At 67.9% G+C, this 21920-nt stretch carries 22 protein-coding genes; 18 read left to right on the forward strand and 4 right to left on the reverse strand.

Translation table 11 applies throughout. The features are described from left to right. Positions 1-13 precede the first annotated feature (13 nt). Genes H8R02_RS17535 through H8R02_RS17590 form a run of 12 tightly spaced genes read left to right on the forward strand, consistent with a single transcriptional unit; the run spans position 14 to position 11598 of the window. On the forward strand, positions 14-787 hold the full coding sequence (locus tag H8R02_RS17535; RefSeq protein WP_187082751.1) for a crotonase/enoyl-CoA hydratase family protein: 774 nt from the start codon (positions 14-16) through the stop codon (positions 785-787). Then, complete coding sequence (locus tag H8R02_RS17540) at positions 784-2646, forward strand: feruloyl-CoA synthase (RefSeq protein WP_187082752.1); 1863 nt, start codon at positions 784-786, stop codon at positions 2644-2646. Before H8R02_RS17535 ends, H8R02_RS17540 begins: the two co-directional genes overlap by 4 nt. Further along, positions 2643-3407, forward strand: coding sequence for an SDR family NAD(P)-dependent oxidoreductase (locus tag H8R02_RS17545; RefSeq protein ID WP_187082753.1), 765 nt, complete (start codon positions 2643-2645; stop codon positions 3405-3407). The genes H8R02_RS17540 and H8R02_RS17545 overlap by 4 nt, the downstream gene beginning before the upstream one ends. 20 nt (positions 3408-3427) lie before the next feature. Continuing rightward, positions 3428-4549: an ABC transporter substrate-binding protein gene (locus H8R02_RS17550; protein WP_187082754.1), complete on the forward strand. Its 1122-nt coding sequence runs from the start codon at positions 3428-3430 to the stop codon at positions 4547-4549. Between the two features lie 6 nt (positions 4550-4555). Next, positions 4556-5593 carry a branched-chain amino acid ABC transporter permease gene (locus H8R02_RS17555; RefSeq protein WP_187082755.1) on the forward strand — a complete coding sequence of 346 codons (1038 nt, stop codon included), beginning with the start codon at positions 4556-4558 and terminating at the stop codon, positions 5591-5593. After that, on the forward strand, positions 5593-7353 hold the full coding sequence (locus H8R02_RS17560) for a branched-chain amino acid ABC transporter ATP-binding protein/permease (RefSeq protein WP_187082756.1): 1761 nt from the start codon (positions 5593-5595) through the stop codon (positions 7351-7353). Before H8R02_RS17555 ends, H8R02_RS17560 begins: the two co-directional genes overlap by 1 nt. Before the next feature lies 1 nt (position 7354). Further along, a complete protein-coding gene (locus tag H8R02_RS17565; RefSeq protein ID WP_187082757.1) occupies positions 7355-8080 on the forward strand; it encodes an ABC transporter ATP-binding protein in 726 nt (241 codons plus the stop codon). A 4-nt stretch (positions 8081-8084) separates the two neighbouring features. Next, the gene (locus H8R02_RS17570) at positions 8085-8540 is read left to right on the forward strand and encodes a MarR family winged helix-turn-helix transcriptional regulator (protein ID WP_187082758.1); all 456 of its coding nucleotides are present in this window, start codon (positions 8085-8087) and stop codon (positions 8538-8540) included. 26 nt (positions 8541-8566) lie between these two features. Continuing rightward, a complete protein-coding gene (locus H8R02_RS17575) occupies positions 8567-9718 on the forward strand; it encodes a glycosyltransferase family 4 protein (protein WP_187082759.1) in 1152 nt (383 codons plus the stop codon). A gap of 28 nt (positions 9719-9746) precedes the next feature. Beyond that, positions 9747-10061 carry a winged helix-turn-helix transcriptional regulator gene (locus H8R02_RS17580; RefSeq protein ID WP_187082760.1) on the forward strand — a complete coding sequence of 105 codons (315 nt, stop codon included), beginning with the start codon at positions 9747-9749 and terminating at the stop codon, positions 10059-10061. Beyond that, positions 10058-11233, forward strand: coding sequence for a fumarylacetoacetate hydrolase family protein (locus H8R02_RS17585; RefSeq protein ID WP_187082761.1), 1176 nt, complete (start codon positions 10058-10060; stop codon positions 11231-11233). Before H8R02_RS17580 ends, H8R02_RS17585 begins: the two co-directional genes overlap by 4 nt. Before the next feature lie 14 nt (positions 11234-11247). Further along, on the forward strand, positions 11248-11598 hold the full coding sequence (locus H8R02_RS17590) for an FKBP-type peptidyl-prolyl cis-trans isomerase (RefSeq protein WP_187082762.1): 351 nt from the start codon (positions 11248-11250) through the stop codon (positions 11596-11598). On the opposite strand, the gene H8R02_RS17595 is transcribed toward H8R02_RS17590, so the two are convergent. The 4 genes from H8R02_RS17595 to H8R02_RS17610 all read right to left on the reverse strand — a co-directional run bounded on the left by H8R02_RS17595 (position 11599) and on the right by H8R02_RS17610 (position 14502). Beyond that, entirely contained in the window at positions 11599-12369 is a 771-nt protein-coding gene (locus H8R02_RS17595; protein ID WP_187082763.1) for a LytR/AlgR family response regulator transcription factor, read from the reverse strand. It abuts the gene before it with no gap. Continuing rightward, positions 12369-13454, reverse strand: a complete 1086-nt coding sequence (locus H8R02_RS17600) for a sensor histidine kinase (protein ID WP_187082765.1) — start codon at positions 13452-13454, stop codon at positions 12369-12371. The genes H8R02_RS17595 and H8R02_RS17600 overlap by 1 nt, the downstream gene beginning before the upstream one ends. Positions 13455-13552: 98 nt before the next feature. Then, entirely contained in the window at positions 13553-13942 is a 390-nt protein-coding gene (locus H8R02_RS17605) for a RidA family protein (protein ID WP_187082767.1), read from the reverse strand. Next, a complete protein-coding gene (locus H8R02_RS17610) occupies positions 13939-14502 on the reverse strand; it encodes a carboxymuconolactone decarboxylase family protein (protein WP_187082769.1) in 564 nt (187 codons plus the stop codon). The genes H8R02_RS17605 and H8R02_RS17610 overlap by 4 nt, the downstream gene beginning before the upstream one ends. 122 nt (positions 14503-14624) lie before the next feature. On the opposite strand from H8R02_RS17610, the gene H8R02_RS17615 reads away from it, so the two are divergent. From H8R02_RS17615 to H8R02_RS17640, 6 genes are all read left to right on the forward strand, one after another. Continuing rightward, the gene (locus H8R02_RS17615) at positions 14625-14960 is read left to right on the forward strand and encodes a winged helix-turn-helix transcriptional regulator (protein WP_187082770.1); all 336 of its coding nucleotides are present in this window, start codon (positions 14625-14627) and stop codon (positions 14958-14960) included. Between the two features lie 93 nt (positions 14961-15053). After that, complete coding sequence (grpE, locus tag H8R02_RS17620) at positions 15054-15599, forward strand: nucleotide exchange factor GrpE (RefSeq protein WP_187082771.1); 546 nt, start codon at positions 15054-15056, stop codon at positions 15597-15599. A 53-nt stretch (positions 15600-15652) separates the two neighbouring features. Further along, positions 15653-17593: a molecular chaperone DnaK gene (dnaK, locus tag H8R02_RS17625; protein WP_187082772.1), complete on the forward strand. Its 1941-nt coding sequence runs from the start codon at positions 15653-15655 to the stop codon at positions 17591-17593. 77 nt (positions 17594-17670) lie between these two features. Then, positions 17671-18822 carry a molecular chaperone DnaJ gene (gene dnaJ, locus H8R02_RS17630; protein WP_187082773.1) on the forward strand — a complete coding sequence of 384 codons (1152 nt, stop codon included), beginning with the start codon at positions 17671-17673 and terminating at the stop codon, positions 18820-18822. A 165-nt stretch (positions 18823-18987) separates the two neighbouring features. Next, complete coding sequence (locus H8R02_RS17635; RefSeq protein ID WP_187082774.1) at positions 18988-21300, forward strand: filamentous hemagglutinin N-terminal domain-containing protein; 2313 nt, start codon at positions 18988-18990, stop codon at positions 21298-21300. 133 nt (positions 21301-21433) lie between these two features. Then, positions 21434-21913 (forward strand): CesT family type III secretion system chaperone, encoded by a 480-nt coding sequence (locus tag H8R02_RS17640; protein ID WP_187082775.1) that lies wholly within the window; start codon positions 21434-21436, stop codon positions 21911-21913. The last annotated feature ends 7 nt before the right edge of the window (positions 21914-21920 follow it).

Below are 21920 nucleotides of genomic sequence, written 5' to 3' on the forward strand. Positions count from 1 at the left end.
CACCGGACCTGCCATGACGCATCAAGACCTGCAGCTCGACATCCGCGGCGACGTCGCCGTGGTGCGGCTCACGCGCCCCCACAAACGCAACGCGCTCTCGGACGGGCTGGTGCTTGCCATCCGCGACACGTTCCAGAGCCTGCCGGCCAACGTGCGCGCGGCCGTCATCGACGGCGAGGGCGACCACTTCTGCGCGGGGCTCGATTTGTCGGAACTGAAGGAGCGCGACGCGGGCGCGGGCATGCACCACTCTCGCATGTGGCACGCCGCCTTGGAAGAGGTGCAGTACGGCCCGGTGCCGGTGGTGGCCGCGCTGCACGGCGCCGTCGTCGGCGGTGGCCTCGAGCTCGCGGCCTCGTGCCACATCCGCGTGGCCGATGAGACCACTTTCTACGCGCTGCCCGAGGGCTCGCGCGGCATCTTCGTGGGCGGCGGCGGCGCGGTGCGCATCCCGCGCCTGATCGGTGTGGCGCGCATGACGGACATGATGCTCACCGGCCGCGTCTACAACGCCGAGGACGGCGAGAAGGCGGGCTTCGCGCAGTACCTCGTGCCCAAGGGCACCGCCACCGAGAAGGCGATCGCGCTGGCCGAACGCATCGCGCAGAACGCGCCGCTGACCAACTACGCGCTGATGCACGCGTTGCCTCGCATTGCGGAACAGCCGTCGGACCAGGGCTTCCTCACCGAGGCGCTGATGGCCGCCATCGCGCAAAGCGCGCCCGAGGCGAAGGAGCGCGTGCGCGCGTTCCTGGAGGGCAAGGCGGCGAAGGTGGCGAAGTCATGAGCGTGAAATACCGGTCGATGGCGTTCGGGGTCACGCGCGCCGTGTTGCGCGAGGGCGCCGGCGGCACGGTCTATGTGAAAGCCGACGTGCCGCTCGAAGCCTGCGCCCACCGCATGACCGACCGCTTCATCCATTGGGCCGAGAGCGACCCCGGCCGCGTCTTCATGGCACGCCGCGTGCGCAACGCCGACGGCACGACGGGCGACTGGAAGAAGCTCACCTACGGCGAGGCGATGCAGTCGGCGTTGAGCATCGCCCAGGCGCTCATCGACCGCGGACTGTCCGCCGACAAGCCGGTCGCGATCCTCAGCGAGAACAGCCTCGAGCATGCGCAGCTGGCGCTCGGCTGCCTCTTCGCGGGCATCCCGCACTGCCCCGTGTCGCCGGCGTATTCCACCGTGAGCCAGGACTACGACAAGCTGCGCCACGTGCTCACGACCCTCACGCCGGGCCTCGTCTTCGCGACCGACGCTGCGCGCTACGGCAAGGCGATCCAGGCAACGGTTTCCGCCGACACGGAAGTGGTGCTCTGCGAAGGCGCGCTCGAAGGCCGGCCGATCACGCAGTGGTCCAACATCCTGCGCACGAAGCCCACGCCCGCCGTCGACGCGGCGCTGCGCAAGACCGGCCCGGACACCATCACCAAGTTCCTGTTCACCAGCGGCTCCACCAAACTGCCCAAGGCCGTGATCAACACCCACGGCATGTGGTGCGCCAACCAGCAGCAGATGCGCCAGAGCATGCCGCTGCTGCAGGAGGGCCCGCCCGTGCTGGTGGACTGGCTGCCGTGGAACCACACCTTCGGCGGCAACCACAACGTGGGCCTGACGATCTACAACGGCGGCACGCTCTACATCGACGACGGCAAGCCCACGCCGGCGCTGATGGCCGAGACGCTGCGCAACCTGCGCGAGGTCGCGCCGACGATCTACTTCAACGTGCCGACCGGCTTCGAGGCGATCGCGCATGCGATGAAGGCCGATGCGCAGCTGCGCAAGAACCTGCTGTCGCGCGTTCGCATGTTCTTCTACTCCGGCGCGGCGCTGGCGCAGCCGGTCTGGGACCTGCTGCATGAAGTGCAGGAGGCCGAGGTCGGCGAGCGCATCGTGATGGGCACGGGGCTGGGCATGACCGAGTCGTCGCCCTTCGCGGTGTTCGTCACCAGCCCCGACGTGAAGTCGGGCCACATCGGCCTGCCCTGCCCCGGCATGGAACTCAAGCTCGTGCCGGCGGACGGCAAGACGGAGATCCGCTACAAGGGCCCCAACGTCACGCCCGGCTACTGGCGCGCACCCGACGCCACGGCCGAATGCTTCGACGAGGAAGGTTTCTTCCGCACGGGCGACGCGGTGCTGTGGATCGACCCGCAGGAGCCCGACAACGGGCTGAAGTTCGACGGCCGCATCGCCGAGGATTTCAAGCTCGCCACCGGCACGTTCGTGAGCGTCGGGCCGCTGCGCGCGAAGATCATCGCCGCCGGCGCACCGTACGTGCAGGACGCGGTGATCACCGGCTTGAACCGCAACGAGGTGGGCGCGCTTCTGTTCCCCACGCCCAAGGTGCGCTGGCTCGGCAACCACGCCGACGACGTGCCGTTGAAGGACGTGCTGGAGAGCGCACCCGTGCAGGAGCATTTCCAGTCCGTGGTGGACCAGCTGGCCGCGAGCGCCACCGGCAGCGCCAACCGCGTCGCGCGCCTGCACCTCATGCACGAGCCACCCTCGATCGACAAGGGCGAGGTCACGGACAAGGGCTCCATCAACCAGCGCGCCGTGCTCAAGCATCGGGACGACATGGTGCAGGCCTTCCACGACGACAAGTTGCCCTTCACGCTGAAACCGCACAAGGAGAACAAATGAAGATCGACGGACAGGCCGCGCTCGTCACCGGCGGTGCCTCGGGCCTCGGCGAAGCCACGGCCCGCGAACTCGCGCGCCTGGGCGCGAAGGTGGCCGTGCTCGACGTGAACGAGGAGCTCGCGAACAAGGTGGCCGCCGACATCGGCGGCATCGCCTGTGTCTGCGACATCACCGACAGCGCGAGCACCGCTGCCGCGCTCGCGAAGGCCGCGCAGAAGCACGGCCCCGCGCGCATCTGCATGAACATCGCCGGCATCGGCACCGCCAAGCGCGTGGTGCAGAAGGACGGCAGCGCCGCGCCGCTGGAGGACTTCGAGCGCGTCATCAAGGTCAACCTGATCGGCACGTACAACGTGAGCCGCCTCTTCGCCGCCGAATGCGCGAAGCTCACGCCGCTGGAAGACGGCGAGCGCGGCGTGATGCTCTTCACGGCCTCGGTCGCTGCATTCGACGGGCAAGTGGGCCAGCAGGCGTACAGCGCGTCCAAGGGCGGCCTCGTCGGCATGACCCTGCCGATGGCGCGCGACCTCGCGCAGCACGGCATCCGCGTGTGCACCATCGCGCCGGGCCTGTTCTCGACGCCGTTGATGAAGAAGCTGCCCGAGCCGGTGCAGCAGTCGCTGGCCGCGTCCATCCCCTTCCCGCCGCGCCTGGGCAAGCCCGAGGAGTTCGCGCAGCTCGCGGCGCACATCGTCACCAACACGCATCTCAACGGCGAAGTGATCCGTCTCGACGGCGCACTTCGGATGGCGCCTCGTTAAACCCCAAGGAGACAATGCAAATGAAGATCGCACGCACCCTCGTCGCCGCCGCCGCCCTGCTGGTGGCCGCCGGCTCCGCCCTCGCCGACCTCAACATCGGCGTGAGCCTGTCGCTCACCGGCCCCGGCTCGGGCCTGGGCCTGCCGATGCAGAACCAGTTCAAGCTGTTCCCGAAGGAGATCGCGGGCGAGAAGGTCAACCTGATCATCCTCGACGACGCGTCCGACCCGGGCAAGGGCGTGAGCAACGCGCGCCGCTTCATCACCGAGGACAAGGTCGACCTGATCATCGGCTCGTGCCTCACGCCCGTGGCGGCCGCGATGACGCCCGTCGCTACCGAAGCGAAGACGGTGCAGCTCGCGGCCTCGCCGGTCGGTGGCGACAGCCCGTGGCTGTTCCGCCTGCCGCAGGGCAACGACGTCATGGCCCACGCGATGGTGGAGCACATGAAGAAGCACAACATCAAGACGATCGGCTTCCTCGGCTACACCGACGCCTATGGCGAGCTGTGGCTCAAGGCGCTGACGCCGCTGGCCGAGAAGGCCGGCATGAAGATCGTCGCGACCGAACGCTTCCAGCGCACCGACACCAGCGTGACGCCGCAGGCGCTGAAGATCACGTCCGCCAACCCCGACGCCATCGTGGTCGTGGCGTCCGGCTCCGGCGCCGCGATGCCGCAGATGGCGCTGGTCGAGCGCAACTACAAGGGCAAGATCTACCAGACGCACGCCGCGGCCACGCAGGACCTGATGCGCATCGGCGGCAAGGCCGTGGAAGGCACGTTCGTCACGTCGGGCCCGGCCGTCGTGGGCCACCAGCTGCCCGACAGCCACCCGTCCAAGAAGGCGGCCATCGACTTCTTCGACAACTACCAGAAACAGTTCGGCCCGCCCAACCAGTTCGCCGGCCACAGCTACGACGCCGCCATCGCGCTGCAGAAGGCCGTGCCGATCGCCAAGGCCAAGGCCAAGCCGGGCACGCCCGAGTTCCGCGCCGCGCTGCGCGATGCGTTCGAGTCGATGGGCCGCACCGTGTTCTCGCACGGCGTGATGAACTGGACCAAGGACGACCACTGGGGCTACACGAACGAGACGGGCGTGATGCTGAAGGTCGTCGACGGCAAGTTCGTGGTCGAGAAATAAGCCGCCTTGGACTTCTCGATCGCCAGCATCCTGGCGCTGGACGGCCTCACCAACGGGGCCGTCTATGCGCTCCTCGCGCTCGCCACGGTGCTGGTGTTCGCGGTCACGCGCGTCATCTTCATTCCGCAGGGGGAGTTCGTCGCGTTCGGCGCGCTCACCCTCGCGCTGCTGCAGGCCGGCAGACTGCCGGGGACCGTGGTGTTCCTGCTGGTGCTGGCCGTGCTGGCCGCGATCTCGGATGTGGTCGACGGCGTGCGGCACCACAGGCCGGGCAAGCGCATCGCGATCAACGTGGTGAAGACGCTGGCGTGGCCCGTGGTCGCGTCCGCGCTGGCATGGTGGGCGGCGGGCAAGGGATTGCCGCTCGCGGTGCACGCGCTGCTCACGCTCGCACTTGTCACGCCTTTCGGCAGCCTGATCTATCGCCTGGCTTATGAATCGCTGGCCGATGCGTCCGTGCTCGTGCTGCTGATCGTGTCTGTCGGCGTGCATTTCGCGCTCGTCGGGCTGGGCCTCTTCTTCTTCGGCGCGGAAGGTTTCCGCAACCCGAGCTTCTGGGACTCGCGCTTCTCCGCGGGGCCGCTCACGCTGAACGGGCAGACGCTGATCATCTTCGTGGCGTCGGTGGTGCTGATCGTGGGGCTGTACTTGTACTTCGAGCGCACGCTCGCCGGCAAGGCGCTGCGGGCGACGGCGGTGAATCGCGCGGGCGCGCGGCTCATGGGCATCTCATCGTCGGCGGCCGGCCGCATGGCGTTCACGATGGCGGCGTTCATCGGTGCGCTGTCGGGGCTGCTGATCGGGCCGACCACCACCATCTTCTATGACAGCGGCTTCCTGATCGGGCTGAAAGGCTTCGTGGCCGCGGTTTTCGCGGGGCTTTCGAGCTACCCGCTCGCGCTCGTCGGCGCGCTGGCGGTGGGCCTGCTCGAAAGCTTCAGTTCCTTCTGGGCGAGTGCCTTCAAGGAAGTCATCGTCTTCTCGTCGATCCTGCCGGTGCTGTTGTGGCGGTCGCTCACGGACCCACATTCAGAAGAACACTGATGCGCCGGTTTGCCTTCCCGATCTTCGCGGCAGTGATGCTGCTGCTGCCCGCCCTGCCCGTGCCGGACTTCTGGATCACGCAGAGCAACTACATCGGCCTGTACGCGCTCGTCGCGCTGGGGCTCGTGCTGCTGACGGGCGTGGCGGGGCTCACGTCGTTCGGCCAGGCGGCGTTCGTCGGTGTCGGCGCGTACACGGCGGCGTTCATGACGGTGAAGATGGCGTCGTCGCCGTGGCTGGCGCTGCTGGTCGGCGTCGGGCTGGCGGTTGCGGCGGCCTTGCTCCTCGGCGCGATCACGCTGCGCATGTCGGGGCACTACCTGCCGCTCGCCACCATCGCGTGGGGCCTGGCGCTCAACTATTCGATGGCCAACATGGAGTGGCTGGGCAAGTACGACGGCATCCTGAACATCCCCGCGTTGAAGGTGCTGGGCTGGGACCTCGGCACGGGCCGCGGCCTGCACGTCATGATCTGGCTGCTGGCGTTGCTTGCGGCCTGGGGCGCGATGAATTTGCTCGACTCGCGGCCGGGGCGCGCGATCCGCGCACTGAAGAACGGCGCGACGATGGCGGAGGCGATGGGCATTTCGACGTTCCGCTACAAGCTGGTCGTGTTCATCCTGGCCGCCGTACTTGCGGCGGTTTCCGGCTGGCTCTTCGCGTTCTTCCAGCGCACCGTGAGCCCCTCGCCGTTTGCGATCGGCAAGGGCATCGAGTACCTGTTCATCGCCGTGCTCGGTGGCGTGTCGCACGTGTGGGGTGCGTTCCTCGGTGCGGCCGTCGTGAAGCTCACGGAGGACCAGCTGCAGGTGTTGTTGCCGAAACTGATCGGCACCAGCGGCAACTTCGAGACGATCGTTTTCGGCATCGTGCTCGTCCTCGTGCTGAAGTACGCGCCCGACGGGTTGTGGACCTTCATCGGCAAGCGCCTGCCCAGGCCCGTGCGCCGCAAGGACTGGGACAACGCCCCCCCGCTGGAGTCGCGCGACAAGCCCGCGCAGGGCGAGCTGCTGCTGCAGGTGCAGGCCGTGCGCAAGGAGTTCGGGGGTCTCGTCGCCGTCAACGACGTGAGTTTCGAAATCCGCGCCGGCGACATCGTCGGCCTGATAGGGCCCAATGGCGCGGGCAAGTCGACGACGTTCAACCTCGTCACCGGCGTGCTCTCGCTCACGGCAGGCGACGTCATGTGGCGCGGCGAGCGCATCAGCGGCCTGCCCTCGCGCACCATCGCCCGCCGCGGCATCTCGCGCACGTTCCAGCACGTGAAGATGATCCCGGAGATGACCGTGCTGGAGAACGTCGCGCTCGGCGGCTATTTGCGCGGCCACACCGGCACCGCGCGCGCGATGCTGCGGCTGGATCGGGACGAGGAGAAGCGCCTGTTCGCCGAGGCAGAGCGCCAGGTCGCGCGCATCGGCATGGCCGACCGCATGCACGAGCTCGCGGGGAATCTTGCCCTCGGCCCACAGCGTTTGATGGAGATCGCCCGCGCCCTGTGCACCGACCCCGCGCTGCTCCTTCTCGATGAACCCGCCGCAGGCTTGCGCCACAAGGAGAAGCAGGCTTTGGCGGACGTGCTGCGCCAGTTGCGCGGCGAGGGCATGAGCCTGCTTCTCGTGGAACACGACATGGAGTTCGTGATGGGCCTCACCGACCGCATCGTCGTCATGGAGTTCGGCACGAAGCTGATGGAAGGCACGCCTTCCGAGGTGCAGGCTTCCCCGGCTGTTCGTGCGGCGTACCTCGGGACGGAGCACTGACATGCTGCTGGAAGTGAAGGACCTCCACGCCGGCTACGGCCGCGCCGAAGTGCTCGCCGGCCTCGACATCCACATGGAGGCCGGCCAGGTCGTCACCGTCATCGGCCCCAACGGCGCAGGCAAATCGACGACGCTCAACGCATTGATCGGCGCGCTGCCCTCCCGCGGCACGATCCGCTTCGACGGCCAGGACCTCGCCGACACCACGCTCGAAGAGCGAGTGATGCTCGGCCTCGCACTCGTCCCCGAAAAGCGCGAGCTGTTCGGCACGATGCCCGTCGAAGACAACCTCGTCCTCGGCGGCTGGCGCGCACGCAAACTCGGGCTGGCCGACTGGCACCACCAGCTCGATCGCGTGTACGAGATGTTCCCGCGCCTGAAGGAGCGGCGCACGCAGCTGGCCGGCACGCTCTCCGGCGGCGAACGCCAGATGCTCGCGATCGGCCGCGCACTGATGTCGCGGCCCAAGCTGCTGATGCTGGACGAGCCGAGCCTCGGCCTCGCACCCCTCGTGGTGAAGGAAGTGTTCGACATCATCCAGCGCCTGCGCGCGCAGGGCGTGTCGATCCTGCTCGTCGAACAGAACGCCCGCGCCGCACTCGAAGTAGCCGACTACGGCTACGTGCTCGAAACCGGAGAGATCGGCCTGCATGGCCCCGCCGGCGAACTCGCGCACGACCCGCGCGTGATCGAAACCTACCTCGGCGCCACCCGCGCCCGGCCCTGAGCCCATGGCCACCAAGCACGCCCACGTCGTCGAGGAAGTCGACACGAGCTTCCTCGAAAGCCTGCTCGGCTACAACGCGCGCCGGGCGGCGCTGGCCGTCATCGCGGTCTTCCTGGAACGCATGGCGCCGTACCAGCTGCGCCCGGTGGACTTCTCGGTGCTGTCGCTCATCAAGCACAACCCGGGCATCACCTCGCGCCAGCTGTGCACCAGCCTCGGCATCCTGCCTCCCAACCTGGTCGGCCTCGTCAACGCGCTCGAAAAGCGCGAGCTGATCACCCGCAAGCCCCACCCGCGCGACGGCCGCGCGCTGGGGCTGCACCTCACGGCCGGGGGGCAGAAATTGATGCGCGACGCGGAGGAGACGGCGGCGTCGCTGGAGAGCGAAGTCGCGTCCAAGCTCACGGCCGGTGAACTCAAGACGCTCCTGCGGTTACTCAGGAAGGTCTACGCCGGTTGACTCGAGCGGCGTGGGGAGAACGCCGCATGGACAGCCTGCATATCCTCGTCGCCGCGCATCACGACTGGTTCAGCGGGGCGCAGGTCGCCCTCGTCAACCTCATCGGCCACCTGCGCGCGCTCGGCCACCGGGTCACGGTGCTGTGCCCTCGCGGTGAAGGCAGCGCCGCCAGCTGGTACGAGCAGGCCGGCCTGCCCTTTTTCGTGTGGGACCTGCCCTGGGCCGTGCACGACCCGCCCGCAGCCGTCGCCGCGATCGAGGGGACCGGCCTGGACCAGGCCGCTGCCGCGATGGCCGCGCAGTCGGTCGACCTCGTCATCTCCAACACGCTCGTGCAACTGCACCCCGCGATGCTCGCCGCGCGCATGGGCGTGCCGCACATCACCTGGGCACACGAACTCCTGGGCGGCGACGCCGGCTTGAAGCCGCGCACCGTTCCCTTCGACTACTACATCGCCGGGCTCGCTTCGCTGTCGGACCACATGCTCTGCTGCTCGCAGGCCGTGCGCGCCGAGGTGCAGGCGGCCTCACCCGCGACCAGCACTTCGGTGCTGTTTCCCTACATGGCGCCGGACCTGCCCGCCCCTGCGTTGGAGGTCCCGCGCGAAGGGCCCATCGGCCTCGTCTTCGTCGGCGACCTCACGGCTCGCAAGAATCCACGCTTCGCGGTCCAGGTGCTCGAAGCGCTGTGCCGGCGCGGCCACGATGCCGTGCTGGACTTCTATGGTGTGCCACGCGACGAGAGCCGCGCGGTCGCGGAACAGGTGGAACGAAGCGGCGTGGTGGATCGCGTCGCGTTCCACGGCTTCGTGGACCGCTGGCGCGATCGAATCCGCGGGCGCCCCATCCACCTGGTCGCCTCCACCTGCGAGCCCTTCGGGCTCACCCTGCCCGAATGCATGGCGGCCGGCGTGCCCGTTGTCGCGTCCGCCTCGGGCGGCCCGTCGGAACTGCTGCCCGCGCAGTGGCTGTATCGCGTCGGTGACCTCGACGAAGCGGTGCACGCAGTGGAAACCATCGCCCGCAGCCACGAAGCATCCGCACGGCACGCCCGCAGCCTGCACGACCGTTGTACGGGCCTTCAGCGCGGCGTGCAGCAGGAAACGGTACAGGCAGCCTTGCGCACGGCTTTCTCGCGGTTTCGCCCGAAAGAGACGACCGCGCTATTGTTTAGATAGCAGGAAGCGAATACACTCCGTCCCTCCTATGACATCGAGGGACAACGCAGCCGCCCTGCAGCTACTGGCTTTGCTGGAGGCGCGTTATGCAATGCGGGTGCTGTGGGCGCTGCGCGACGGCCACCCGCAGACCTTCCGCCTGCTGCAGGACAGCGTGGGCGGCATCACGCCCAACACCCTCAACACCCGGTTGAAGGAACTGCGCGAGGCCGCCCTCGTGCACCACAGCGGCGACGGCTATGCCGTCACGCCGACGGGCCAGGACCTGCTCAAGCGCCTGGCCGAGCTGCAACCCTTTGCCGCGCGCTGGGCCGCGGCGCAAGCCAAGAAGAAAGCGACATGAAGCAGTACCTCGAAGCCGCGGCCGCGCTGCCGCAGGACGCCGACCGCGCCACGCTGGTCGGCCGCGTGTTCGTCGAAGGCCAGGGCGCGGTGCTCGTGCACGTGCGGCCCGACGGCTTGTTCGACCTGTCGTCGCTGGCGCCCACGTGCAGCGCGCTGCTCGAGTTGAAGGACCCCGCGGCCGCCGTACAAGCGCACAAAGGTGCACGCGTGGGCAACCTCCCCGAGGTGCTGCGCAACAGCGCGCAAGCCGCGCGCGACGTGCAGTTGCCGTACCTGCTCGCACCCTGCGACCTGCAAGCCATCAAGGCGGCGGGCGTGACGTTCGTCGCGTCGATGCTCGAGCGCGTGATCGAGGAACAGGCACGCGGCGACCCGGCAAAGGCGCTCGAAGTGCGCAAGGCCGTGGTCGCCGTGATCGGCGAGAACCTCGCGGCCGTGAAGCCCGGCTCGGCCGACGCCGCGCGGCTGAAGGACGTGCTGATCTCGCAGGGCGTGTGGTCGCAGTATCTTGAAGTCGGCATCGGGCCCGACGCGGAAATCTTCACCAAGTCGCAACCGATGAGCGCCGTGGGCACGGGCGCCGACATCGGCATCCACCCGAAAAGCGAGTGGAACAACCCGGAGCCGGAGATCGTGCTCGCGGTGAACAGCCGGGGCGAAACGAAAGGCGCGACGCTCGGCAACGACGTGAACCTGCGCGACTTCGAAGGCCGCAGCGCGCTGCTGCTCGGCAAGGCCAAGGACAACAACGCGAGCTGCGCGATCGGGCCCTTCATCCGCCTGTTCGATGCGCACTTCGGCATCGACGACGTGCGCCGCTGCGACCTGGCGATGAAGGTCGAGGGAACGGATGGGTTCGTGATGAATGGGTCGAGCTCGATTTCGAAGATCAGCCGCGACCCGCTCGACCTCGTCTCGCAGGCCATCGGCCCCAACCACCAGTACCCGGACGGCTTCGTGCTCTTCCTCGGCACGATGTTCGCGCCGGTGCAGGACCGCCGCGGCCCCGGCCAGGGTTTCACGCACGAAGTGGGCGACGTCGTCACCGTCACCACGCCGCTGCTGGGTACACTGGCAAACCGCGTCGACACCAGCGACCGCATCGCGCCATGGACGTATGGCACCTCCGCGCTCATGCGCGACCTCGCGCGCCGCGGCCTGCTCAACTGAAGGATCTTTTCATCATGACCACCACCCCCAGCGGCCTGCAATACGAAGACGAACTCATCGGCAGCGGCCCCGAAGCCAAGGCCGGCCAGAGCGTGCGCGTGCACTACACGGGGTGGCTGTGGGACAACGGCAAGCAGGGCGCCAAGTTCGATTCCAGCCGCGACCGCAACGACGCCTTCGAGTTCTCGCTCGGTGCGGGCATGGTCATCAAGGGCTGGGACGAAGGCGTGGCGGGCATGAAGGTGGGCGGCAAGCGCACGCTGATCATCCCGCCGCAGCTGGGCTACGGCGCGCGCGGCGCGGGTGGCGTGATTCCGCCGAATGCGACGCTGAAGTTCGACGTCGAGCTGCTCGAGACGCGCTGATCACATGCGCTGGAAGAGCGGCAGGTAGCTGCGGCTCACGACGAGTTTCTCGTCGCGGCCCTTGAGCTGCACTTCCCCGGCGTCGTCACGTTGCGTGAACTGCGCGACGCTGCGCAGGTTGACGATGGTGCTGCGGTGGATCTGGGCGAACTGCTGCTCGTCCAGCTCGTCGGCCAGCTCCTTGATCGACTTGCGGATCACCGCCTCGCCGCCCTGCCACACCACGAGCGTGTACTTGGCGTCGGACTTGAAGTAGACAACCTCGTCCACCGGGATCAGCCGCACGTTGCTGCCCACCGAAGCCTTGATCCACTTGAGGCTCTCGCGCGCCGCGCCGCCCATCCTCTCGCGCAACTGGCGCGCGATGGCTTCGAGCGTCGCGTCGAGGTCGCCCTTGTCGGCAGGCGCCGCGAGCCGCGTGCGCAAGCGCTGCACGGTCTCGGACAGGCGCTCCGGGTCGAGCGGCTTCACGAGGTAGTCCACCGCGCCGCGCGCAAAAGCTTCCACCGCATAGCGGTCGTACGCGGTGACGAACACGAGTTCCGCGCCCTTGCCGATCGCACGCGCCACGTCGATGCCGCTCATGCCGGGCATGTGCACGTCGAGAAACGCGATCTTCGGCTGGTGCTGCTCGAACAGCTGCAGCGCCTCCGAGCCGTTGCGTGCCTGCGCCACCACCTGCAGCTCGGGCCACAAGCGGCCGAGCAAGCCCGCGAGCCGCTCGCGCAGCAGCGGCTCGTCGTCGGCGATGAGGGCGGTGGGTGCTTGCATCACGCAGGCTGCGGGATCACGAGCTCGGCACGCAGGCCACGCGGCGAATGCTCGCTCAGCTCCAGCCGCGCCGTCTCACCGAAGAAAGCGCGCATGCGCGCGCGCAGGTTGGTCAGCCCCGTACCTTCGCTGGCCTTCTCGGACATGCCCACGCCGGTGTCGATCACGGCGATGCGCAGCACGCCGCCCTCGCCCGGCCCGGCGCGCACCTCGACGCGGCTCGCATCGACGTGCGGGTCCACGCCATGGTGGATGGCGTTCTCCACCAGCGTGAGCAGCGCCATCGGGGGAAACCTCATCGTGCGCAAGGCGGGGTCGATCTCCACGCTGAACGCCAGCCGGTCGGGCATGCGCATCTGCATCAGCTCGAGGTAAGCGCGCACGAGCTGCTCCTCGTCGGCCAAGGTCGCGTCGCCCTGCTGCAGGTGCGGCATCGCGGCGCGCAGGTAGGCAATCAAGCTGCGAAAGAGCGGCACCGCGCGCGGCGAGCCGCTCTCCACCAGCTCCTGCACGTTAGCCAGCGTGTTGAGCAGGAAGTGCGGCTGGATCTGCGCCGTGAGCAGTTGCAGGCGCGCGTCGGTGGCCTGCCGCTCCAGCGTTTCGCGCAGCAGCGCGATCTGCAGGGCCTGCGACTCGGCCTCGGCCTCGCGTTCGCGGTAGAGCGACCCCAGCGCCACCAGCAGGCCGATCACCATCGCCACCAAGGTCACGAGCACATACCCACGGACGTGGCTGTGCGAGCCGATGAATCGTTCGAAGCTGCCCCCGGCGGTGAAGAGCTGCACGAAGAGCGGCGCCAACACGGCGGCAACCGCAACGCCGACCACCTGCGCCACCCAGCGCGGCACTTTCTTCGGGTTGGTCGCGCCGGCGCCCTGGAAGGCCAGCAGCAGCGCCATGCCGACGAAGAGCGTCTCCCCGAACAGCTCGAGATAGGTGTTCTTGGTCAGCGGAATGAAAAGTACGGCCACCAGCGCGGCCGCAACCACCACCAGCGCGATGCGCCTGGGCGAAGGCAACCAGCGCCGGGGCCGCGAAGTCAAGACCGGGTTGGTCTTGGAGAAGATGGCTGCGGCATCGGCCATGGGTTGCACGATAAGTTGCTGGGCGGTTGGGGAAACCTGGATTGCGACGGAATGCGGATGGGTGCGATGAGTTGCGGCACGTTGGCATGGACCCCGGGTCAAGCCCGGGGTGACAGCCTGGCGGTCACCTCGATTTCGATTCGCATCCGCGGGTCGGCCAGGCCTGCCGAAATCATCATCGCGGCGGGGCGAACGTCGCCGAAGTACTTCTTCAGCACCGGCCAGGTCTCCGGGAACTCGTCGGCCTTGGGCACGACGTAGGTGACGCGCACCACGTCCGCCATCGAGGCGCCGGCCTGCGCCAGGGCCGAGTCGATGTTCTTCAGGCACTGCTCGGCCTGCGCCACGATGCCCTCGGGGATCGTCATCGTCGAATAGTCGAAGCCGGTCGTGCCCGAGACGAACACCCATTCGCCGTCGACCACGGCCCGCGAGTAGCCGATGTCCGCCTCGAAAGTCGACCCGCTGCTGATCAGACGCCTTGTCACCTCTGCCACCTCCTGGCCCACGACTCTAGCGGTACCCGGGCCGCATTGCACACATAACTGATGGCGTGGTACCAGCCGGCCAGCATGAGCAGCTCCACCAGCTGCGGCTCGCTCCAGTGGGCGGCGAGCTGCGCCCAGAGCTCGTCACCGACATGGGCGGTGTCGTGCAGCTCGTCCACCATTTGCACCAGCAGGCGGTCGCGCTCGGTGAGTGCGGTGTCGTCGGCGTCCGGGTCGGCAACCGCTTCGACCTGCGCGGCCGTGAAGCCGGACGCCTCCGCGAAGGCAGCGACATGCACGCCCCACTCGTACTCGGCGCCGCAGCGGGCACAGACGCGGTCGATCACGACCTCGCGGTCGCGCAGCGGCAGCGTCGCCTTGCGCGAAAGCAGGTAGCCGCCCCATCCAGCGCTGCGTTCGGCCAGCACCGGGTTCTTCGCGAGCACGCGGAAGAGCGCGAGGATGTTGGGCGCGCCGGGCGGCGTCATCTTCGCCAGGAGTGCCTGCAGCTCGGTGTCGAAGGGCGGCTCGAGCGGTGCGATGCGGGGGGTCGGGTCCATGGGGGTCCTCTCGGTGGCTGTGGGTGGCGCTACGGATTGCGTAGCGTTCGGCCAGTCTATCGCTACGCAATCCGTAGCGGCAGTCGCAGCCGCGACAACGCCTGCGCCTACAATCGCGGCCGATGACTTCCCCCCCCTTGCCCGGCAAGCCGGTGCGCGGTTCACGCACCGGCCGCCCTGTGATGGCGCTGCTGGACCTGCTCGGCCGCCGCGGCACGCTGCGCCTGCTCTGGGAGCTGCGCGACGGCCACGGGCAGAGCTTCCGGCTGCTGCGGGACAGCGCCGACGGCATGTCGCCCTCGGTGCTGAACGACCGGCTCAAGGAGCTGCGGGAAGCGGGCATCGTCGAGCTGGGCGAGAGCGGCTACGGGCTCACCCCCGCCGGGCTCGAACTCGTGAAGCACCTCAAGCCCCTGAACCGCTGGGCCGAAGCCTGGCAAGCCCAACCCAAGCAGTAGCGCGCGCGATTACGCCGGAAACGAATTCCCTGCCTTGAAAAGGGCTACGGCGCCCCCACGTCTTCGCCGGACCCGAGATTCCCAAGACAAAAGATGGCAGATACCCCCCAGAACGACACCGCTCCGCTGCAGGCGGAAGACGCGCCCCCCTCCGTCCCTGAGCTGGAGGCCGGCCTGGCCCAGACGCAGGCCGAGCTCGCCGAGGCGCAAGCCAAGGTCACGGAGCTCAACGACCAGTACCTTCGCTCGCAGGCCGAGATGCAGAACATCCGCCGTCGTGCGGAAGACGAAGTGGCCAAGGCGCGCAAGTTCGCCGTGGAAAGCTTCGCCGAGAGCCTGCTGCCCGTGTGCGACAGCCTCGAAGCCGGCCTTGCGATCAAGGACGCCACGCCCGAGCAGATCCGCGAAGGCGCCGAAGCGACGCTGCGGCAACTGAAGAGCGCGCTGGAGCGCAACCGCGTGGTCGAGATCAACCCGGCCGCGGGCACGAAGTTCGACCCGCACCAGCACCAGGCCATCTCGATGGTCCCTGCCGAGCAGGAGGCCAACACGGTCGTGAGCGTGCTGCAGAAGGGCTACCTGATTGCCGACCGTGTGCTGCGCCCCGCGCTGGTCACGGTCTCGTCCGGCAAGGCTTGAAAGCCAACAGCTTATCCACAAGTAACGAACAACATTCCCCAGGAGAAATCAACATGGCCAAGATCATCGGCATCGACCTCGGCACGACCAACTCGTGCGTTGCCATCATGGAAGGCAACAACGTCAAGGTGATCGAGAACAGCGAAGGCGCGCGCACCACGCCTTCCATCGTGGCGTACCAGGAAGACGGCGAGATCCTCGTCGGCGCTTCCGCCAAGCGCCAGGCAGTCACCAACCCCAAGCACACCTTCTACGCCGTCAAGCGCCTCATCGGCCGCAAGTTCACCGAGAAGGAAGTGCAGAAGGACATCGAGCTGATGCCCTACAAGATCGTCGCCGCCGACAACGGCGACGCGTGGGTGGAAGAGCGCGGCAAGAAGCTCGCGCCCCCGCAGATTTCCGCCGAGACGCTGCGCAAGATGAAGAAGACCGCCGAGGACTACCTCGGCGAGGAAGTGACGGAAGCCGTCATCACGGTGCCCGCGTACTTCAACGACAGCCAGCGGCAAGCCACCAAGGACGCCGGCCGCATCGCGGGCCTGGACGTCAAGCGCATCATCAACGAGCCCACCGCGGCGGCCCTGGCCTTCGGCCTGGACAAGCACGGCAAGGGCGACCGCAAGATCGCGGTGTATGACCTCGGCGGCGGCACGTTCGACATCTCGATCATCGAGATCGCCGACGTCGACGGCGAGAAGCAGTTCGAAGTGCTGTCCACCAACGGCGACACCTTCCTCGGCGGCGAGGACTTCGACCAGCGCATCATCGACTACATCGTCACCGAGTTCAAGAAAGAGCAAGGCGTCGACCTGAAGAACGACGTGCTCGCCCTGCAGCGCCTGAAAGAGGCCGCCGAGAAGGCGAAGATCGAGCTGTCCAACAGCACGCAGACCGACATCAACCTGCCGTACATCACGGCCGATGCGTCGGGCCCGAAGCACCTGAACATCAAGCTCACGCGCGCCAAGCTGGAGTCGCTGGTCGAAGAGCTCATCGCCCGCACCATCGAGCCGTGCCGCATCGCCATCAAGGACGCCGGCGTGTCGGTCAACGACATCCAGGACGTGATCCTGGTGGGCGGCATGACGCGCATGCCCAAGGTGCAGGAGAAGGTCAAGGAGTTCTTCGGCAAGGAGCCGCGCAAGGACGTCAACCCCGACGAGGCCGTGGCCGTCGGCGCCGCCATCCAGGGCCAGGTGCTCTCCGGTGAGCGCAAGGACGTGCTGCTGCTCGACGTCACCCCGCTGTCGCTCGGCATCGAGACGCTCGGCGGCGTGATGACGAAGATGATCAAGAAGAACACCACGATCCCGACCAAGTTCGCGCAGACGTTCTCCACGGCCGACGACAACCAGCCGGCCGTGACGATCAAGGTGTTCCAGGGCGAGCGCGACATGGCCACCGGCAACAAGCTGCTGGGCGAGTTCAACCTCGAGGGCATCCCGCCCGCCCCGCGCGGCCTGCCGCAGATCGAAGTGACCTTCGACATCGACGCCAACGGCATCCTGCACGTGAGCGCCAAGGACAAGGGCACCGGCAAGGAGAACAAGATCACCATCAAGGCGAACTCGGGCCTTTCCGAAGCCGAGATCGAGAAGATGGTGAAGGACGCCGAGCTCAACGCGGCCGACGACAAGAAGAAGCTGGAACTCGTGCAGGCGCGCAACCAGGGCGAAGCGATGGTTCACCAGATCCGCAAGAGCCTGACCGAGTACGGCGACAAGCTCGATGCCGGCGAGAAGGACAAGATCGAGGCCGCGGCCAAGGAGCTGGAAGAGACGCTCAAGTCCGAGGACAAGGAAGCGATCGAGGCCAAGACCACCGCGCTGATGACGGCGAGCCAGAAGCTTGGCGAGAAGATGTACGAGGCGCAGCAAGGTGCTGCGGGCGCCGCCGGTGCGGCGCCGGGCGGCGACGCGGGCGCCCAGGCACAGTCGAAACCGCAGGACGACAACGTCGTCGATGCGGAAGTGAAGGAAGTCAAGAAGGGCTAAGGGCGAACGCTCCAGCCGGCCGCGTTCAGCCCGAAAGGGTTGGCGCGGCTTTGTCGCTCATGGTGTACTGAACAACGATGGCCACGAAAAGAGACTACTACGAGGTTCTCGGCGTCCCGAAGAACGCTTCGGAAGACGAGATCAAGAAGGCTTATCGCAAGCTCGCGATGAAGCACCACCCTGACCGCAACCAGGGTGATTCTGCCAAGGACGCCGAGGCGAAATTCAAGGAAGCGAAAGAGGCGTACGAGATGCTCTCGGACGCCGAGAAGCGCGCCGCGTACGACCAGTTCGGCCACGCCGGCGTGGACCCCAACATGCGCGGCGGCGGCGGCCCCGGCGCGGAAGGCTTCGGCGGATTCGCGGAGGCCTTCGGCGACATCTTCGGCGACATCTTCGGCCAGGGCCGTGCGGGCGGCGGCGGCCGTGGCGGCCGGCAGGTCTACCGCGGCGCGGACCTCTCGTACGCGATGGAAGTCACGCTGGAGGAAGCGGCCAAGGGCAAGGACGCGCAGATCCGCATCCCCTCGTGGGACGAGTGCGAGACGTGCCACGGCACGGGCGCCAAGCCCGGCACGCAGGCCAAGACCTGCACGACCTGCCACGGGCAAGGCGTGGTGCAGATGCGCCAGGGCTTCTTCAGCGTGCAGCAGACCTGCCCGCACTGCCGCGGCACCGGCAAGATCATCCCGGAGCCCTGCACCACGTGCCACGGCCAGGGCCGCGTGAAGAAGCAGAAGACGCTGGAGGTGAAGATCCCCGCGGGCATCGACGACGGCATGCGCATCCGCAGCGCCGGCAACGGCGAGCCCGGCACCAACGGCGGGCCGCCCGGCGACCTGTACATCGAGATCCGGCTGAAGAAGCACCCGATCTTCGAGCGCGACGGCGACGACCTGCACGTCGTGGTGCCCGTGAGCATCGCGCGCGCGGCGCTCGGCGGCGAGATCGACGTGCCCACGCTCGACGGCAAGGCCGCCATCGACATCCCCGAAGGCACGCAGGCGGGCAAGCAGTTCCGGCTGCGCGGCAAGGGGATCAAGGGCGTACGGTCGAGCTATCCGGGCGACCTGTATTGCCACATCTCGGTCGAGACGCCGGTCAAGCTCACCGAACACCAGCGCAAGCTGCTGCGCGAGCTGGACGAGTCGCTCAAGAAGGGCGGGGCGAAGCACTCGCCGGGTGAGGAGAGCTGGGCGGACAAACTGAAGAGCTTCTTCAACGCGTGATTACAAGAAGAAACCACGACTGACAAATCCGGGTTACCTGCGGCCCCGACAATCCCTCCCCTAGGCCGGCGTATTAAGAACAAATGCCGGCGGCGGTGAGCCTGCGGCTCGTTGCGACTGTTACCGCAGTCGCTCTGGGAGCCAGCGCGCAGGCCTGGAGGACCCATGAAGCAGCAGTTTCGCCCGAGCGCGATGGCGCTCGCGCTCGGCGCCGCGATGGCGGCGCTGGGCTGGCACGGGCATGCCCGGTCGCAGCCTGCAGGCGCGACCGCCGTGCACGGCCAGGCCAACATCCAGCAGCAGGGCAGCAACCTGCTCGTGACCACGCGCAATGGCGTGGGCACGCAGCACTCGGTGATCGACTGGCGCAGTTTCTCCGTGCCGGCGAACAGCACCACGCGATTCGAGCAGCCGAACGCGGCGAGCACGTCGATCAACCGCGTCACGGGCGCGGACCCCTCCTCCATCCACGGGCGCCTCAGCTCCAACGGGCGCGTCGTGCTCGTCAACCCGAACGGCGTGACGGTCGGTGCGGGTGCGGTGGTGGACACCGCAGGCTTCACGGCGTCCACGTTGTCGATGTCCGATGCGGACGCGCGTGCGGGGCGCATGCGCTTTACGAACAACGGGTCCGCCGGTGGCATCGACGTCGAAGGCCAGGTGCTCGCGCGCGGCGGCGACGTGGTGCTGGTTGCACCGCGCGTGTCGACGGGCGCGCAGGCGCTCGTGCGTGCGGACGACGGTGCCGTGATCCTCGCCGCGGGGCAGAAAGTCGAAGTCACCGGGCGCGGCCTCGAAGGGATTCGCCTCGAACTGAAGGCACCCGCGGACCGCGTGGTGAACCTCGGCACGCTGCAGGGCGATGCGGTGGCGATCTTCGCGTCGCAGCTGCAGCACAGCGGCTTCGTGCGCGCGACGCGCTTCGAGATCAATGGCACGTTGCAGCTTGCCGCGCCGCTGCCGCTGGAGCAGGGGAACTCGGGTGGCAACTCCGGGGGCAGCAACTCGGGCGGCGGCAACTCGGGCGGCAACTCCGGCGGGAACAATGCAGGTGGCAACGGGAACGGCGGCGGCAACAGCGCCGCGCCTGCGCCCGCGCCTACAGCGGCACCGACACCGGCACCGACACCGGCACCAACGCCGGCACCTACTCCCGCCCCCACGAATGCACCGGCGCCGAACACGGTCATCCCGGTGGGCGGCTCCGAGTCCGGGGACGCGAGCAACACGAGCGTCATCCTGATCGTGCACGGCAATGGAAACGGTAACGGTGGCAACGTTGCCAACGGCAATGGCGGCAATGGCGGCAATGGCGGCAATGCCGGCGGTGGCGGCAACGGCAACGCCAACGGCAATGGCAATTCCGCGTCGCCATCGCCCGCGCCGACACCTGCGCCGGCCCCCTCCCCGGCACCCGCGCCTGCAACCGCACCCGCGCCGACGCCGGGTGGAGGTAACGGGAATGGCAACGGGAATGGCAACTCCGGCACGACAACCACGACCGGAAACGGGAATGGCAACGGCAACGGCAACGGCAACGGCAACGGCAACGGCAACGGCAACTCGGGCAATTCGGGCAATTCGGGCAACTCGGGCAATTCGGGCAATTCGGGCAATTCGGGCAATTCGGGCAATTCGGGCAATTCGGGCAATTCGGGCAATTCGGGCAATTCGGGCAATTCGGGCAATTCGGGCAATTCGGGCAACTCGGGCAACTCGGGCAACTCGGGCAACTCGGGTAACAGCAACGCGGGCGGCAACGGCAACAGCAACTCTGGCAATGGAAACGCCGGTGGCAATGGCAGCGGCAACTCTGGGAACAGCAACGCTGGCGGCAACGGCAACTCTGGCAACGGCAACGGCAACTCTGGCAACAGCAACGCCGGCGGCAACGGCAGCGGCAACTCTGGGAACAGCAACGCTGGCGGCAACGGCAACGGCAACGGCAACGGCAACGGCAACGGCAACGGCAACTCCGGCAACAGCAACGCCGGTGGCAACGGCAGCGGCAACTCGGGCAACAGCAACGCCGGTGGCGCCTCGAGCACACCGGTCGTAGCCGCTTCGACGCCTGCACCGGCGCCGGTCGCCGTCGCGCCCGCGCCCGCTGCAACACCTGCCGCAGCGCCAGCGCCCGTCGCTTCGCCGAGCCCGGCACCCTCTGCTGCGCCCAGTCCCGCCGTTTCCACGCCGACGCCCGCGCCCGCGCCGGCACCAACGGTCACGGTGGTCATTCCCGCAACGAACATCACGCCATCGATGCTCGCAGCCGCAGTGAAGGCCGTCGACGTCTCGCAGATGGTTGCGCCCGCGATCACGCCGGCGCAGGTGATGGACCTGTCGCGGCAGCAGGAGCGCTTCGCGTCCGCGGCCTTCACCGCAACGAGTGAGCTGGCGAAGAAGAAGAGCGAGGACGACAAGGCAACGCAGTCGGGCACGTCGCCGACCGGGCTGCCGAACATCTGCGTCGTGCGCTGACGCGGCCGAACGTCCGCCGCAGGAGGGGGGAACCGTTTCCTCCCCTTTTGTCACATACGGCCAAGGGATAACCTTTTTATTCAAGGAAAGGCTCTCGCGCTGCCTTGCTGTCGGCCCGCGCGGGAGGTGTCCGATGGCTGTAGCGAGTCTCGAAGAGCTGTGCGCGGGCTTGTGCGAAATCCTCGGTGTGCCGCCGCCGCGGCTGGGCATCGACGAGCACGGGCGCGTCGCATTCCACGTGGTGCTGCGCGGCGTAACCGTGAACCTGGTGCATTGCCCGCAGTCCGAACCCGAGCACGTCTTCGTGCTGTTCGACATGGGTCCCGTTGGTAGCGAGGGCCCGTCCGCGATCGGCGAGCTGCAGGCATTGCTCGCGTCCAATTACCAGTTGCTGAGCACCCATGCGCCGGTCGTCAGCCGCAACCCCGAGACGGGGGACGCGGTACTGCAGTACGTGTACCCGCTCTTCCGCGCGACGTCGTCGGGCGTCCACGCCCTGATCGATGCCGGCGTCGACTGGGTGTCGAACTGGCGCGTGCAGTCAGAAGAGCCTTCATCGAGTTGCGAAGCGGCGCCAGGCGACGTACCGCTCGCCATGCTCAACCTCGCCTGAAACCCGT

Origin of the sequence: Ramlibacter albus (genome assembly GCF_014297445.1) — a bacterium.
Lineage (GTDB): Bacteria > Pseudomonadota > Gammaproteobacteria > Burkholderiales > Burkholderiaceae_C > Ramlibacter > Ramlibacter albus.

What these genes read in the sequence shown, in the direction of transcription:
- H8R02_RS17535 (WP_187082751.1), top strand. Translation starts at nt 14, where the DNA reads ATGACGCATCAAGACCTGCAGCTCGACATCCGCGGCGACGTCGCCGTG.
- H8R02_RS17540 (WP_187082752.1), top strand. Translation starts at nt 784, where the DNA reads ATGAGCGTGAAATACCGGTCGATGGCGTTCGGGGTCACGCGCGCCGTG.
- H8R02_RS17545 (WP_187082753.1), top strand. Translation starts at nt 2,643, where the DNA reads ATGAAGATCGACGGACAGGCCGCGCTCGTCACCGGCGGTGCCTCGGGC.
- H8R02_RS17550 (WP_187082754.1), top strand. Translation starts at nt 3,428, where the DNA reads ATGAAGATCGCACGCACCCTCGTCGCCGCCGCCGCCCTGCTGGTGGCC.
- H8R02_RS17560 (WP_187082756.1), top strand. Translation starts at nt 5,593, where the DNA reads ATGCGCCGGTTTGCCTTCCCGATCTTCGCGGCAGTGATGCTGCTGCTG.
- H8R02_RS17565 (WP_187082757.1), top strand. Translation starts at nt 7,355, where the DNA reads ATGCTGCTGGAAGTGAAGGACCTCCACGCCGGCTACGGCCGCGCCGAA.
- H8R02_RS17570 (WP_187082758.1), top strand. Translation starts at nt 8,085, where the DNA reads ATGGCCACCAAGCACGCCCACGTCGTCGAGGAAGTCGACACGAGCTTC.
- H8R02_RS17575 (WP_187082759.1), top strand. Translation starts at nt 8,567, where the DNA reads ATGGACAGCCTGCATATCCTCGTCGCCGCGCATCACGACTGGTTCAGC.
- H8R02_RS17580 (WP_187082760.1), top strand. Translation starts at nt 9,747, where the DNA reads ATGACATCGAGGGACAACGCAGCCGCCCTGCAGCTACTGGCTTTGCTG.
- H8R02_RS17585 (WP_187082761.1), top strand. Translation starts at nt 10,058, where the DNA reads ATGAAGCAGTACCTCGAAGCCGCGGCCGCGCTGCCGCAGGACGCCGAC.
- H8R02_RS17590 (WP_187082762.1), top strand. Translation starts at nt 11,248, where the DNA reads ATGACCACCACCCCCAGCGGCCTGCAATACGAAGACGAACTCATCGGC.
- H8R02_RS17595 (WP_187082763.1), bottom strand. Translation starts at nt 12,369, where the DNA reads ATGCAAGCACCCACCGCCCTCATCGCCGACGACGAGCCGCTGCTGCGC.
- H8R02_RS17600 (WP_187082765.1), bottom strand. Translation starts at nt 13,454, where the DNA reads ATGGCCGATGCCGCAGCCATCTTCTCCAAGACCAACCCGGTCTTGACT.
- H8R02_RS17610 (WP_187082769.1), bottom strand. Translation starts at nt 14,502, where the DNA reads ATGGACCCGACCCCCCGCATCGCACCGCTCGAGCCGCCCTTCGACACC.
- H8R02_RS17615 (WP_187082770.1), top strand. Translation starts at nt 14,625, where the DNA reads ATGACTTCCCCCCCCTTGCCCGGCAAGCCGGTGCGCGGTTCACGCACC.
- grpE (WP_187082771.1), top strand. Translation starts at nt 15,054, where the DNA reads ATGGCAGATACCCCCCAGAACGACACCGCTCCGCTGCAGGCGGAAGAC.
- dnaK (WP_187082772.1), top strand. Translation starts at nt 15,653, where the DNA reads ATGGCCAAGATCATCGGCATCGACCTCGGCACGACCAACTCGTGCGTT.
- dnaJ (WP_187082773.1), top strand. Translation starts at nt 17,671, where the DNA reads ATGGCCACGAAAAGAGACTACTACGAGGTTCTCGGCGTCCCGAAGAAC.
- H8R02_RS17635 (WP_187082774.1), top strand. Translation starts at nt 18,988, where the DNA reads ATGAAGCAGCAGTTTCGCCCGAGCGCGATGGCGCTCGCGCTCGGCGCC.
- H8R02_RS17640 (WP_187082775.1), top strand. Translation starts at nt 21,434, where the DNA reads ATGGCTGTAGCGAGTCTCGAAGAGCTGTGCGCGGGCTTGTGCGAAATC.